The organism is Herbiconiux sp. (genome assembly GCF_023264855.1).
Taxonomy (GTDB): domain Bacteria; phylum Actinomycetota; class Actinomycetes; order Actinomycetales; family Microbacteriaceae; genus Herbiconiux.
Genome location: NZ_JAHFUW010000013.1, coordinates 61461 through 75713 on the forward strand (window position 1 = coordinate 61461; position 14253 = coordinate 75713).

A 14253-nucleotide genomic window follows, 5' to 3' on the forward strand; every position below is an offset into this window, starting at 1 on the left:
CCATGCCCTGGACCCGCGACGAGATGGCGGCCATCGCCGCCAGCGAACTGCAAGACGGCGAATACGTGAACCTGGGAATCGGCATCCCGACCCTCGTGGCCAACCACCTGCCGCCGGGCGTGCGAGTGACGCTGCAGAGCGAGAACGGCCTGCTGGGCATGGGGCCCTTCCCCTACGAGGGCGAGGAGGACGCCGACCTGATCAACGCCGGCAAGCAGACGGTCACGCTGCTGCCGGGCGGCAGCTACTTCGACTCGGCGACCTCGTTCGGGATGATCCGCGGCGGTCACGTGGCGAAGGCCGTGCTGGGCGCGCTGCAGGTCGCCGGGAACGGGGATCTCGCCAATTGGACCATCCCGGGCAAACTCGTGAAGGGCATGGGCGGAGCGATGGATCTCGTCGCCGGCACGCCCCGCGTGATCGTCGTGACCGAGCACGTGGCGAAGGACGGCAGCCCCAAGATCGTGGCGTCGTGCGAGCTGCCGCTCACCGGGGCCGGGGTGGTCGACCGCATCATCAGCGACCTCGCGGTCTTCGACGTCGTCGACGCCGCCCTCGTGCTGCGCGCGGTCGCTCCCGGGGTGAGCATCGACGAGCTGCGGGAGAAGACCGGCGCCGGCTTCACCGTCGACCTGGAGACGGGCATCCTGGATCCGGATGCGGGCGCCTCCGCCGCACCCGAGGAGGTCTCCGCGTGAGTACCGTCATCGTGGGCTACGCCCGCACCCCGTTCGTGAAGTTCGACGGCCAGTTCGCCACGGTGCCCGCCACCACCCTCGGGGCCGCGGCCATCACCGCTGCCCTCGAGCGCGCCGGGGTGGCGGCCTCCGAGGTCGACCACGTCTACGCGGGCCAGGTCTTGCAGGGCGGAGCCGGGCAGAATCCGGGCCGCCAGTCGGCCGTCGGCGCCGGCATCCCCCTGTCCACCCCCGCCATCACGCTGAACGCCGTGTGCCTCTCGGGCACCGAGGCGATCGTGGCCGGGGTGCGCCTGATCGAGGCCGGCGAGGCCGGGATCGTGGTGGCCGTCGGCCAGGAGTCGATGTCGCTGGCGCCGCACGCCTGGCCGGGATCCCGAGCCGGCAAGCGGTACGGCGCCATCGAGCTGATCGACACGATGGACCACGACGGGCTGACGGATGCTTTCGAGAAACGCTCGATGGGATCCTCCACCGAGGAGCGCAACGCGGGCCTGGCCCTCACGCGCGAGGAGCAGGATGCGGCCGCCGCGGCCTCGCACCAGCGCCTCGCCGCGTCGGCCTCGTTCCAGGAGGGCGAGATCGTGCCGTTCGAGGTGCCGGGCCGCAAGGGCCCCACGGTGGTCTCGGCCGACGACGGCCTGCGTGCCGGCACGACCGCCGAGTCGCTCGCCGGGCTCCGGCCCGCGTTCGGCGCGGGCGGCACCATCACGGCCGGCAACTCCTCGCAGATCACGGATGGCGCGGCCGCCGTGGTGCTGATGAGCGAGGCCGCCGCATCCGCCCGCGGTCTCGCGCCTCTGGCCCGGATCGTGGCGCACGCCTTCGTGGCCGGCCCGGACGTGTCGCTGCACGCGCAGCCCGCGAACGCGATCCAGGCGGCGCTGGCGAAGACCACGCACACGGCCGGCGACCTCACGGCGGTGGAGATCAACGAGGCCTTCGCGGCCGTGTCGGTGCACTCCACCCGGGCCCTTGGCATCGCCCCCGCGATCGTGAACGCCCACGGCGGAGCCATCGCGCTCGGCCACCCCATCGGCGCCTCCGGCGCACGCATCGTCGGCACTCTCGCCCGCCGCCTCGCGGCCGCCGGCCCCGGCTCCCTCGGCGCCGCCGGCATCTGCGGCGGCGGAGGCCAGGGCTCCGCCATCATCCTCGAGGCCCTCTAACCTCCCTCTCCCACCCTCGTCGACACGTCCCGAATGGCCCCTATCGGGCGGTCATAGCGGCCATTTGAGACGTGTCGACGGGAGGGAGTGGCGTCGTGGGCGTAACACTGTGTCGGGGCGGCGGTAACAGTGTGTCGGGGCGGATGCTGCGGGGGCGCGGTCTTCTTAGCCTCGGAGGATGGCTACACATGTCGACACCCTGATCGTGGGCGCAGGTGGGATCGGCTCGGCGGCGGCGTGGCACCTCGCCCGGCGGGACGCCGAGGTGCTGCTCGTGGAACAGAACGCGGCCCCGGCGACGGCCGCCCCGGCCACGACGGCAGGCCCGGGAACGCCGGCAGCGGCTCCGGCGCGCGGCAGGCATCCGTTCGCCCTGGTGCACAACGACCCGGTGCGCCTGGCGATGCTGCGCGAGGCCCTGCCGCACTGGCACGACCTCGAAGTGGAGACCGGGCGCGGCCTGGTGCACGAAACCGGCGGTGTGCTGCACGGCTTCGTGCCCGACTTCGACGAGCTGACGGAGCGGCTGCCGTTGTTCGGCATCGACGCGCACCCTCTCGATCCGGGGGCGGCAGAGCGACGCTGGCCGGGCATCCGCTTCGACGGGCGGGTGCTCTTCACCCCCCAGGCCGGCCAGGTCGACGCCGGTGCGACCATCGAGGGCTTGCGGGAGTCGGCATCCGCTCACGGCGCGACGACACAGATGGGAACCCGCGTCACCCGCCTGCGCGTTCTCGGCGACGACGAGGTGAGCGCCGACCTCGAGCGGGTCGACGAGCACGGCGAGACGATCGGCGAACCGGAGCAGGTCATCGCCCGCCGCGCGGTCGTGGCCGTCGGGGCCTGGACGAACAAGCTGCTCGAGCGGATCATCGCGCTGCCCGACATGGCCGCGGTGCGCCGGCAGCGCTCCACCCATGAACGCCTCGACGCGGCATCCGGGGCCTGGCCTGTGATCGCCCACCACCCCGATCCGGCGAGCCGACGGTACCGTTCCTGGCAGGGCGCCCTCGAGGCGGTCGAGCACACCGGATCGGTCGCCCTCACCTGGGCTGCCGCCGGGAAGGCCGTCGATCCGGATGCCGGCCCCTCGCGCGCCGACCCGCGCCAACGCGCCGCCGCCCAGCGCTATGTGCGCGACTGGCTGCCCGGGGCCGACGCCGGCGCGTTCACCGAGACCCAGACGACGTCGCTCGGCACCGCGGACCGGCAGTTCGTGATCGACCGGATCGGCCCCGTGGTCGTGGGTGCCGGCCTCTCCGAGCGCGACTTCGCGTTCGTGCCCACGATCGGCCGCATCCTCGCCGACCTCACCGAGTACGACGACGCCCCGCACGCTCCCGCCCGCTTCTCGCTCCGGCCCCGCCGCCGCCTCGACGCCATCGCCCGCTGAGTCAGAAGAAAGGGACGCGGGCGTCAGACGAGGTAACACTGGCGCGGATTCGACGCCCAGGTTACGCAATGGGCCCTCGTGTTACCGGGCGCTTTCCGGGCTCGCCATCCGTCGTCCTAGCGTGTCCGGCGAGGCACACGGCTTCATCGCGAACGACGATGGAAAGGACGGTTCTCGGGATGAGAACGAAGAGATGGCTGGGGGTAGGAGCGGCGATTCTCGCGGCGGCAGTGGTGCTGAGCGGATGCTCGGCACCCGCGGGCGCCGGGGGCACGGATGCCGCTGCGGCCGGCGACGAGACCCCGCAGTACGGCGGCGACCTCGTGGTGGGGCTCTACCTGGAGCCCCTCGCGCTGGATCCGCACCGGCAGGGCTACTGGGAGACCTACCGGGTCACCCGCAACATCTTCGAGGGGCTGACCCGGGAGGACACCAGCGGCTCCACCGATCCCACCGAGATCCAGCCCGCCCTCGCCACCGACTGGTCGGTCAGCGACGACGGCACCACCTGGACCTTCGACCTGCGCGAGGGCGTCACCTTCCACGACGGCAGCCCGTTCGACGCCGAGGCGCTCGACAAGAACGTGCGCCGCATCAGCGACCCCACGTACGAGTTCTACGACGAGAACAGCGCCAAGAAGCTGGCCACCTGGTTCGGCACGCTCACGAGCGGCACCGTGGTCGACGACCACACCTACCAGTTCCAGTTCTCCGCACCCTTCCTCGGGTTCCCGCGTATCCTGGCGCAGTCGATGAGCACCCTCGCCATCGGCAACCCGGCGGTGTGGGAGCAGTACGGCAACGACGGTTTCGCCGATCACCCCGACGGCACCGGCCCGTACGAGTTCGTCTCGCGCACCATCGGCGACCGGATCGAGCTCAAGAAGTTCGACGGGTACTGGGGCGACGAGCCGTACCTCGACTCACTGACGTTCCGGATCATCCCGAACAACCAGACCCGCCTGGCCTCGCTGCTCTCCGGCGAAGCCGACCTGATCAGCTACGTGCAGCCCGAAGACGTGCAGACCCTCGAAGACCAGGGCTTCCAGGTTCCCGAGGGCACCGGCTCGTCGCTGCTGTACATCTCGTACAACTTCAAGAACCCGGCCTTCGCCGACGAGAAGGTGCGCCAGGCGCTGATCTACGGCCTCGACCGCCAGAAGCTGGCCGACGAGCTCTACAACGGCTACGCCGAACCGCAGTACAGCTTCCAGCCCCCGGGCAACGAGGCGTACGACCCGGATGTTCGCGACTTCGAGTACGACCCGGCCAAGGCGATCGACCTGCTGAAGCAGGCCGGCTACGGCGAGGGCGAGCTGAAGTTCACCATCGTCGTCGACGTGGCCAACCAGAACACGGCCGAGTGGCTGCAGTCGGAGTACAAGCAGATCGGCGTCGACGTCGAGATCGTGAGCCTGGACCGCACCAGCTACATCGCCCGCGCCTACGGCCCCGAGGAGGGCGACGGCCTGAGCCTGGACGAGTACGGCGGAACCTACGCCGAGTGGCTGTCGCAGGGCTTCACCGGCCTGGCCGGCAAGGGCCTGAACCCGGCCGACTTCCCCGACATCACCAGCGCCATCCAGGCGGCGGCGACCACGGCCGATCCGGATGCCCGCATCGGCCTGTGGAAGACCGCGGAGGAGACCCTGCGGAACGACGCGGTCGTCATCCCGACCGTCAACCTCACCCGCTACTACGCGCTCGGCTCCAACGTGCGCGGCTTCGACTGGCCGGCCACGAACTGGTACGACCTGTCGAAGGTGTGGCTGGCGAACTGACGGCGACAGAGAGAACACCATGGGAACGCTCAAGCACATCGGTTGGAGACTGGCGAACATCCTGCCCGTGCTCCTGATCGTCTCGGTTCTCACCTTCCTGATCGGGAGGCTGACGCCGGGCGACCCCATCCAGGGGCAGTTCGCTCGAACGTTCTCGCCGGAGCAGATCGAGGCCATCAGGGACTCCTATGGCCTCAATCTGCCCCTCTGGCAGCAGTACCTGAAGTGGGTCGCCGACCTGTTCGTGGCCGGTGGCGGGAATTCGATCGTGCAGGATGCGCCGGTATTCGACGTGCTCTGGCCCAACTTCCTCAACACGATCGTGCTCACCGTGGCCGGCGTGCTGATCTGCGCGGTGGTGGGCATCACCATCGGCACCATCGCCGGTGCCAACCATCGGCGGGCGGCCGACCGCTTCTCGATGCTCTTCGTGCAAGTGGGGTCGAACCTCTCGGTGTACTGGTTCGGCCTCATCCTGATCTGGGTCTTCGCTCTGCAGCTGAAGTGGCTGCCGGTGAGCGGGATGCAGTCGCGGAACGGGGGTGGGTTCGGCGACCTGCTGGCCCACCTCATCCTGCCCGGCATCTCGGCGGCGCTGATCTCGATGCTCGTGCTCGCGCGGTTCACCCGCATCGGCATCGTGCAGGAGTCGCACTCCGACTACTACAAGACCTTCCAGTCACAGGGGGCGGGACGCCTGAGCCTGCTCGGCAAGCACGTGGGGCGGAACATCCTGCCGCCCGTGGTGAACATCATCGGCCTCGAGATCGGCACCCTGCTCACGGGCGTGCTGTTCGTGGAGAGCGTGTTCAACTGGCCCGGGATCGGCACCCAGCTGCTGAACGCCGTGAACGGCAAGGACTACCCCCTGATCCAGGGCGGCGTGGTGCTGATCGCGCTCGTCTACCTCGTGGTGAACCTGGTGACCGACATCGCGGTCGACGCCCTGAACCCCCGATTGAAGAGGTGACCGGATGTCCGTTCTGCAGAGACCGGCCGGCGAGGCGGTCGCGGCGCTCACCGGGCCGGGGCGCGACCCGGGACCGAGCGGCTCGCGCCGCCGACGCGGCCCACGCTCCCGCGCCCGCGTCAACGCCCAGGTCGTGATCGCGCTCGCGATCATCGCCGTGTTCGTGCTGCTGGCCGTGTTCGCGCCGCTGATCGCGCCCTACGATCCGGTCGCCGGCGACGCCTCCCAGAAGTACCTGCCCGTCGGCTCCCCCGGGTTCCTGCTCGGCACCGACGAGCAGGGACGCGACATCCTGAGCCGGCTGATCTGGGGCGGCCGCACCTCGATGCTCGTCTCGCTGATCGCCGTGGTGGCCTCCACCCTGGTCGGGAGCGCTCTGGCGCTGACCGCCGGGTTCGCGAACGACCGCGTGGCCGGCCTGATCATGCGCTCGATCGACGTGATGTTCGCCTTTCCGGTGATCATCGCCGCGCTCGCCTTCGCGATCATCCTCGGGCCGGGGCTGCTGGTGGTGGTGCTCGCCATCGTCTTCGTGGCGACGCCCTACGTGACCCGGATCGTGTTCGTCGAGGTGAAACGGCACCGGGGGCGGGAGTACGTCGAGGCCGCGGTCTCGCTCGGTGCGGGCTTCTGGTCGATCCTGTTCCGCGAGGTGCTGCCGAACGTGGCCGGGCAGATCGTGGTCTACGCCACGGGACTGGTGGGCGCGATGATCGTGTTCTCGTCGAGCATCAGTGCGCTCGGCATCGGCGTGCAGCCGCCCGCGGCCGACTGGGGACGGATGATCTCGGAGGGCGCGAAGGTCATCATCTCCGGCAACGTGACCGTGGCCTTGCTGCCCGGACTCGTGGTGCTCGTGGTGGCACTCGCCTTCAACTGGCTGGGAGACGGGCTGAACGACGTGTTCGACCCGCACAAGAGGAGGTCGCGGTCGTGACGGATCTGGACATCGCGCCCCGGCGCGAAGAATCGCGGGCGCTCCCGGTGCCGGCCCTGGAGGTCACCGATCTCGTCGTCGAGTTCGGCAGCGGCGAGAGCGCGACGCGGGTCGTCGACGGCATCGGCTTCTCGATCGCACCCGGCGAGTCGTTCGCGCTGGTCGGCGAATCCGGATCGGGCAAGAGCATCACCGCCGCCTCGATCCTCGGCCTGCTCCCGGATGACGCGCGCATCGCGGGCGGGTCGATCCGGCTGGGCGGCGACGAGCTGGTGGGCCTGGGCTCGAACGCGCTGCGGAGTTACCGCGGCGCTCGCGTGGGAATGGTCTTCCAGAACCCGCTGGCGTCGCTGGATCCGTCGTTCAAGGTCGGCAACCAGCTGCGGGAGATCATCGGCATCCACCGCCCCGGCACCCGGCGTGCGCAGCAGGAGCAGATCGCCGCCGAGTGGCTCGGGCATGTGGGCATCGCGGATGCGCCCCGGGTTCTGGCCGCGTATCCGCACGAACTGAGCGGGGGCATGCGGCAGCGCGTGATGATCGCGATCGCCAGCCTCTCGCAGCCCGCGCTGCTGATCGCCGACGAGCCGACGACGGCGCTGGACGCGGTCATCCAGAAGCAGATCCTCGACCTGTTGCGGAGCGTGATCGCCGAGACCGGCAGCTCGCTGCTGATCATCACGCACGACTTCGGGGTGGTGTCGTACGTGGCCGACCGGGTGGCCGTGATGAAGCAGGGGCGGCTCGTCGAGCAGGGACCGCGGTCGTCGGTGTTGTCGGCGCCGCACGATGCGTACACGCGCACGCTGATCGACGCCGTGCCGGAGATCGGTACGCGCTTCGCGCTCGAGCGCGCCGGGCAGCCACGGCGGCTGGGGGTTCGGCCAGGTCTGGCCGCGGCGCCAGGAACGCAGCCCGTCTCCGCAGAAGGGCACCGTCCGGCCGCCGCCCCCATCCTCACCGCCGAGCGCGTGCGCAAGGAGTTCGTGGTGGGCGGTATCGGCACGGGGCAGTCGAAGCGCTCGTTCCTGGCGGTCGACGAGGTCTCGCTCGAGATCCGCCGGGGCGAGGTGTTCGGGCTGATCGGGGAGAGCGGATCGGGCAAGTCGACCTTCGCGCGGCTGGCCGGCGGCCTGCTGCCGGTGAGCTCGGGCACGGTCGACTTCGGCGGGGCGCCGCTCTCGACCCTCACGGGCCGGGCGCTGCGGGCAGTGCGCCCCCGGTTCCAGTACGTGTTCCAGGATGCGACGAGCTCGCTGAACCCCCGGGTCACGGTCGGCGAGCAGATCGTGCGCCCCGTGGTGCGTTTCGGCAAGGCACGCTCGGTGCGCGAGGGCCGGGCACGGGCATCCGAGGTGCTGGATCTGGTCGGTCTGCCGGCCGCGTATTTCGATCGCTACCCGCACGAGCTCTCGGGCGGTCAGCGTCAGCGCATCGGCATCGCGCGGGCGCTCGCGCTCGAACCGGAGCTGCTCATCCTCGACGAACCGACCTCGGCACTGGATGTGTCGACGCAGGCGACCATCCTGAACCTGCTGCTCGATCTGCGCGAACGGCTCGACCTCACGTACCTGTTCATCGGCCACAACCTGGCCGTGATCGAGTTCGTCTGCGACCGGATCGGCGTGCTGGAGGCGGGTCGTCTGGTCGACGTCTTCCACGCCACCGACCTCTTCTCCCCCGACCGAAGCCCGGTCACCCGGGCACTGCTGGGGGCGATCCTCCCGATAGCACTGGACGGGGGCGGCCAGGCTCCGTAGCCTGAGGGCAGGATCGAGGTGGTCATGGTGAAGAAGCCAAGTGAAACCAGCGTCATCGAGTACAACGAGGTCGGCGACTCGGAGGTGCTGCACCGTCGCACGCGCCCCCTGCGACCGCCGCTGCCGGGCGAGGTCACCGTCGAGGTGATCGTCAGCGGCATCAGCCACATCGACGGCTTCATCCGCAGTGGCCGCGAGGACGACTGGGCGGATGAGCCGTTTCCGCGCCGGTCGGGCAGCGACTTCGCCGGCATCGTGGTCGACACGACGGATGCGCGCTTTCCGCGTGGCTCCGAGGTGGTCGGGCACGTGCGGTCCGGTGCCCACTCGACGTACCTCACGGTTCCCGCGACCGCGCTCGTGCGGAAGCCCAAGGGTGTCACGTGGGAGACCGCCGGCGGGCTGTACCTCGCCGGTGTGACGGCGCTGGACACGCTCGACGAGTTGCACGTCGGTGCGGGCGACACCATCGTGGTCTCGGCCGCCGCCGGAGCCGTCGGCAGCATCGAGGTGCAGTTGGCCAAGCACCGCGGGGCCACGGTGATCGGCACCTGTGGCGACCGCAACTTCGACTACCTGCGTCAACTCGGCATCGTGCCGGTGAAGTACGGGCCGGGGATCGCGGACCGCATCCGCGCGGCGGCGCCGCAGGGGGTGACCGCGTTCATCGACAACTTCGGGCAGGACGGTCACGAACTCGCCCGGGAGCTGGGCGTGCCGAGCGAGCGGTACCGCTCGAGCACCGATCGCCGCGAGCTCGAGCTCAAGCTGCTCCGCGACGATCCGGAGACGATCGCGCACGGAACCCGTCAGCTCGAGACCCTCGTCGACCTGGCCGACAAGCGCGCCTTCAGTCTCCTGATCTCGGGCCTGTACCCCTTCGGCGACGTGGGTCTGGCCTACGCCGACCTCGACAAGCTGCACTCGCGCGGCAAAGTCGTTCTGGTGACGCATCCGGTCTCGACCTACCGCTACCTGAAGGCCCGGGACGTCGCCGACGCCCGCGACTGATCCGAACCAGGTGCGCCGCTAACGCGGCGTGCCGGAGGGGGATGAGACGGTCAGAAGGGTGGTTCGTCGGGCAGCACGTAGTTGTCGCCGACGGGTTTGAAGGTGGGTCGTTTCGGTGGTGGTTCAGAGCCCGGGCTCGGTGATGGTTCGAGGCGTGGGCTTGGTGGTCGTTCGGGCCAGGGTGGGTGTGCCGGGCTGGCGGGCTCGGTGATGTGAACCCGGCCGATCGGGGACGTCCACCGCAATTCCCGCCCGGGGAGTGCTTCGACGGTCCAGTCGGATTCGTGCTTCAAGTGGTGATGCTTCGAGCACAGGCTCGCGAGGTTGGCGTGGGAGGTTTCACCGCCGTGGGCCCAGGCGTGGACGTGGTCGAGTTCACACCGTTGCGCACGGCGTCGGCAGCCGGGGAACCGGCAGGTCTCGTCTTCGATCGTGAGTGCGAGCCGCAGATCGGCCGGAACCCGGTAGCTCTCCCGCCCGACCGGCAGCTTCTGCCCGGTGATCGGGTCGGTCAGCCAGCGGCACACGCTGGGCGCGTTCGCGGTCAGTCGGCGGGCCGTAACCGAGTCGATCGGACCATACCCGTGCAGCTCAGCCGGTTCCTCGGTGTGGCCGAGGAGAGACAGAACGGGCACCGTCACGATGACCTGCGGGCGGACACGCGCCCCCACCTGGCCGATGTCACCCTCCGGGTCGAGAAACATCGCGATGGCCGCGTCACAGCGAAGCTGCGCATGCGTGCGGGACTCACCCTCGCCGCGTTGGACACGGGCGATCTGGTCGAGCTTGTCATCGATCGCGATCGCCTCCGCGGCCGGCAGCAGCACGCTCAGCTGCGCCATCCCGTCCGCCGCGGGATCCACCCACACACCCCGACGCTCCAACGCTTCCACGTGTCGCTTACGGGGCGTCTCCGGGTGGACCCGTTCCCGGTAGATGCGGGCGCGCTGGGTGAACTGCGCCACCGTCAACCGTCCCGCCACCGGCAACAGCGCCGCCTCGAACTCCCCGTGCGCCTCCACCGGAATGGTCGAGCACTGCGCGACCATCACATGCGCATGCCGACCCGTGATCTCCCCAGCCTGCAAAGCAGCCAACGTCAACGGCAACGAGGTGACGAGGGTCTCCGCATCCGTCACCATGCTGCCCACCGTGCACTCCGGCACCCGCAGCGTCGTACCGACCTCGGCGACCAGAAGTCGCTTTTCTTCCTCCGTGCGCGCGAACCCGCACACCGCCGACTCCTCCGCGTCGAGCCCCAACATCATCCCCCTGGCACGCCGCGACAACCGCGCCACCACCACACTCTCGTCCCCCTCCAACGCCGACTTCCGACGCCGAATGTCTTCCAGCAGATAGAGGTCATCGTCGAACGCTTCACGCGCCACGAATCGCCGCCGGGTGCCGGCATCCGATTCAATGACCTCTATCATGAGATTAATTCAATCAGCGACCACCGACATTGGGCCCCGAAAGCGGACAGGGCTGCCGCGCACACCCAGCCACACCCATCGAAGGCAAGCGCGAAGCGCGCGGCAGCCCCATCGACAGCGCGCGACGGGGTGGACTCAGGTCTATTGCCGCACGGCGGGCCGGCCGCCACCCTGGAGCTTGGGGCGCGATCCACCGTGCCCGAGCCGGCCCGCCGGCACCGTCGCAGCGGAACGAGGGAACGATGTCGACTCACCATGCTCCCCTACGGGGCATCCGGATGCTGGGCGTGGCCTCGGTCGCCGCAGCCGCACTGCTGATCAGCGGATGCGTCAACCCCAACATACCCGCCACAGACGCCGAAGGCCCGGCCACCGCTACTTCCGCAGCCCCTGCCGTCACCCGCCCCGCCGCCCCCGAGGGCGAGCTCCCCACCGAGCTCCAGGCCCAGCTGCAGAGCGCCCTCGACCAGGTGATGGCCGACTACGACGTGCCCGGCGCGGCCGCCGGCGTCTGGGTTCCCGGCGAAGGATCGTGGACGACCGCCGCCGGTCTCGCCGACGTCGAGGGCGGCGTCGCCGTCACCACCGACATGACGTGGCCCATCCGGAGCATCACGAAGTCGTACACCGTCACGATGATCCTGCAGCTCGCCGACGAGGGCGCTCTCAGCCTCGACGACACGATCGACCAGTACATCGACGGCATCACGAACGGTGACCAGATCACGCTGCTCGAGCTGGCGAACATGTCCAGCGGCAACGCCGACTACCTCACGCCGGCCTTCATCGCCGACTGGCAGGCCGAGCCCGACCGGATCTTCACCCTCGACGAGCTGAACAGCTACGTGGTGGATCAGCCGGCCGAGTTCGCCCCGGGCACCGAATACATCTACACCAACGCGAACACGAACCTGCTCGGCGGCGTGATCGAGAAGGTCACCGGCCAGTCGTACGCCGAAGCGCTCGACGAGCGCATCCTGCAGCCGCTCGGGCAGAGTGGCACCAGCTACCTCACCGACATCGCCGACTGGACCGGGCCGCACCCCACCGGCTACGTCATCGACGACGGCGTCCCGATGCCTCAGACCGAGAACCCGTCGATCCTTGCCGCCGCCGGATCGCTGTTCTCGACCCTCGACGACGGCCGGGTGTGGGCCGACACCCTCGGCAGCGGCGCGCTGCTGAAGCCCGCGACGCAGGAGCTGCGGACGATCGGGCATCCGATCCCGAAGCCGCCCTACGACGACTACGCCGTCGGCATGGGTGAGACCGACGGATGGCTGGGCCACAACGGCGAGGGCATCGGCTTCACCGCCGCCACCTTCCACGACCCCGAGACCGGAGCGAGCATCGTCGTGTACATGAACGAATCCGACACGGCCGACAAGTCCCACCCGGCCGACAAGGCCTTCCGCGCTCTCGCCGCGGTTCTCGCGAACGGAGCAGCGAAATGACCCGAACGAAGCGCACCGACCGCACGACCGTGCTCGCCCGCGGGGCGAGCATCCTCGCCGTCGCGGCCGTCGCCGCCCTCACCGCCGGGTGCGTCGGGGGCACGTCGAACACGGCGAGCACCAGCACTCCCGGCAGTGGTGTCACCTCGGTTCCTGGGCTTCCGGATGCCGCCCTCGAGGTGATGAACAAGCCCCAGTACACCAGCGGCCGGTGGGCCGTCTCGGTGAAAGACCTCGACAGCGGCGAGACGCTGATCGACCTCGACGGCGGCAAGATGGCCGAGCCGGGCTCGTTCGTGAAGACCTACAGCGCCGGCGCGGCCTGGGTGAAATGGGGCCCGGATCACACCATCACCACCCCGGTGAAGCAGTCGGGCACGGTCGCCGCCGGCACCCTCACGGGCGACCTCATCCTGGTGGGTCAGGGCGACCTCACGATGGGCGGGCGCACGAAGAGCGACGGCACCGTCGACTTCGCGAACCTCGACCACAACGACGCCAACCCGCTGCCGGGCGCCACCCTCACCCCAGAGGATCCGCTCGCCGGGCTCGACGAGCTGGCCGCCCAGGTGAAGGCGTCGGGCATCTCCGCCGTGAGCGGCGACGTGGTGATCGACGACCGCCTGTTCACAGGCGAGCTGGCGAACGAGCCCATCACCCCCACGATCATCAACCAGAACCTGCTCGACGTGCTGATCACCCCGGGCGCGGCCGGACAGCCCGCCACCGCGGCGCTCACCCCCGCGGTCGGCGCCTGGAAGCTCGACAACCAGGTGCAGACCGTCGCGGCCGGCGAGAAGGCCGCCATCACCGCGCCGGAGCCCTCCGACACCGACCCGAACACGCTCGTGATCACCGGCACCATCGCGGCCGACGCGGATCCGTCGCTCAAGGTCTACGTTCTCGAGGACACCGCCTCCTTCGCCCGCACCGCCTTCATCGAGGCGCTCGGCCGGGCCGGGGTGACCGTGTCGGCCGACTCGCTGGCCACGAACCGCGACGGCGCACTGCCCGACTCGGCGGCCGTCACGGCCTTGCCCGCCGTGGCCGAGCTGGAGTCGCTCCCGCTCGCCGAAGAGGTGACCTACGTGATGAAGATCAGCTACAACCGCGGGGCGCAGACCCTGATGTGCCGCCTCTCGGCCGAGGCCGGCGAGCCGAACTGCGGGCCGGCCCTGGGCAACGGGATGGGGTACGCCCAGGCGATCTGGGAGGATGCCGGGCTCGATACCGCCGGGGCGTCGCTGGTCGACGGTTCGGGACTGGAGGGCAACTACATCACCCCCGCGAACGCCGTGCAGATCCAGAGCATCATGGCCGCCCGGCCGGATGCCGCCGAGTGGCAGGACACCCTTCCCATCCTGGGCGTCGACGGATCGCTCGCCGACGTGGAGGCCGGCGGCCCCGCAGCCGGCAAGGTGTTCGCCAAGACCGGGACCCTCGCGGGCGGTGACAGCTTCAACGGTCGCCTGCGCCTGGCCACCAAGACGCTCGGCGGGGTCATGGACTCCGAGAGCGGCCGCCACCTCGCGTTCACCATCATCGTGAACCAGGGCTTCTACCCCGGCGAACAGGGCATGGCGGGCGTCTTCGACGCGAACGACGACGTGGGCGCGGTCGCCGCGGCCATCCAGCAGGCCTACTGAG

The 14253-nt window shown here is 70.0% G+C and carries 11 protein-coding genes; 10 read left to right on the forward strand and 1 reads right to left on the reverse strand.

Translation table 11 applies throughout. The features are described from left to right. Window positions 1-2: 2 nt before the first annotated feature. From Q0D75_RS07500 to Q0D75_RS07535, 8 genes are all read left to right on the forward strand, one after another. Window positions 3-698: a CoA transferase subunit B gene (locus Q0D75_RS07500; protein WP_291051218.1), complete on the forward strand. Its 696-nt coding sequence runs from the start codon at window positions 3-5 to the stop codon at window positions 696-698. Beyond that, window positions 695-1867, forward strand: coding sequence for an acetyl-CoA C-acyltransferase (locus Q0D75_RS07505; RefSeq protein WP_291051221.1), 1173 nt, complete (start codon window positions 695-697; stop codon window positions 1865-1867). Before Q0D75_RS07500 ends, Q0D75_RS07505 begins: the two co-directional genes overlap by 4 nt. Before the next feature lie 178 nt (window positions 1868-2045). Beyond that, window positions 2046-3260 carry an FAD-dependent oxidoreductase gene (locus Q0D75_RS07510; protein ID WP_291051224.1) on the forward strand — a complete coding sequence of 405 codons (1215 nt, stop codon included), beginning with the start codon at window positions 2046-2048 and terminating at the stop codon, window positions 3258-3260. Between the two features lie 179 nt (window positions 3261-3439). Continuing rightward, window positions 3440-5041 carry an ABC transporter substrate-binding protein gene (locus tag Q0D75_RS07515; RefSeq protein ID WP_291051227.1) on the forward strand — a complete coding sequence of 534 codons (1602 nt, stop codon included), beginning with the start codon at window positions 3440-3442 and terminating at the stop codon, window positions 5039-5041. 19 nt (window positions 5042-5060) lie between these two features. After that, window positions 5061-6011: an ABC transporter permease gene (locus tag Q0D75_RS07520; protein ID WP_291051230.1), complete on the forward strand. Its 951-nt coding sequence runs from the start codon at window positions 5061-5063 to the stop codon at window positions 6009-6011. Between the two features lie 4 nt (window positions 6012-6015). Beyond that, window positions 6016-6948, forward strand: a complete 933-nt coding sequence (locus tag Q0D75_RS07525) for an ABC transporter permease (RefSeq protein ID WP_291051232.1) — start codon at window positions 6016-6018, stop codon at window positions 6946-6948. Beyond that, window positions 6945-8708, forward strand: a complete 1764-nt coding sequence (locus Q0D75_RS07530; RefSeq protein ID WP_291051235.1) for an ABC transporter ATP-binding protein — start codon at window positions 6945-6947, stop codon at window positions 8706-8708. The genes Q0D75_RS07525 and Q0D75_RS07530 overlap by 4 nt, the downstream gene beginning before the upstream one ends. 24 nt (window positions 8709-8732) lie before the next feature. Then, window positions 8733-9719, forward strand: a complete 987-nt coding sequence (locus tag Q0D75_RS07535) for an NADP-dependent oxidoreductase (protein WP_291051237.1) — start codon at window positions 8733-8735, stop codon at window positions 9717-9719. A gap of 50 nt (window positions 9720-9769) precedes the next feature. On the opposite strand, the gene Q0D75_RS07540 is transcribed toward Q0D75_RS07535, so the two are convergent. Beyond that, complete coding sequence (locus tag Q0D75_RS07540; RefSeq protein WP_291051240.1) at window positions 9770-11152, reverse strand: HNH endonuclease signature motif containing protein; 1383 nt, start codon at window positions 11150-11152, stop codon at window positions 9770-9772. Between the two features lie 242 nt (window positions 11153-11394). Between Q0D75_RS07540 and Q0D75_RS07545 the strand changes: the two genes are divergently transcribed. Together Q0D75_RS07545 and dacB are read left to right on the forward strand one after the other, a co-directional pair. After that, window positions 11395-12606, forward strand: a complete 1212-nt coding sequence (locus tag Q0D75_RS07545) for a serine hydrolase domain-containing protein (RefSeq protein ID WP_291051242.1) — start codon at window positions 11395-11397, stop codon at window positions 12604-12606. Then, the gene (gene dacB / locus Q0D75_RS07550) at window positions 12603-14252 is read left to right on the forward strand and encodes a D-alanyl-D-alanine carboxypeptidase/D-alanyl-D-alanine-endopeptidase (protein WP_291051245.1); all 1650 of its coding nucleotides are present in this window, start codon (window positions 12603-12605) and stop codon (window positions 14250-14252) included. Before Q0D75_RS07545 ends, dacB begins: the two co-directional genes overlap by 4 nt. The last annotated feature ends 1 nt before the right edge of the window (window position 14253 follow it).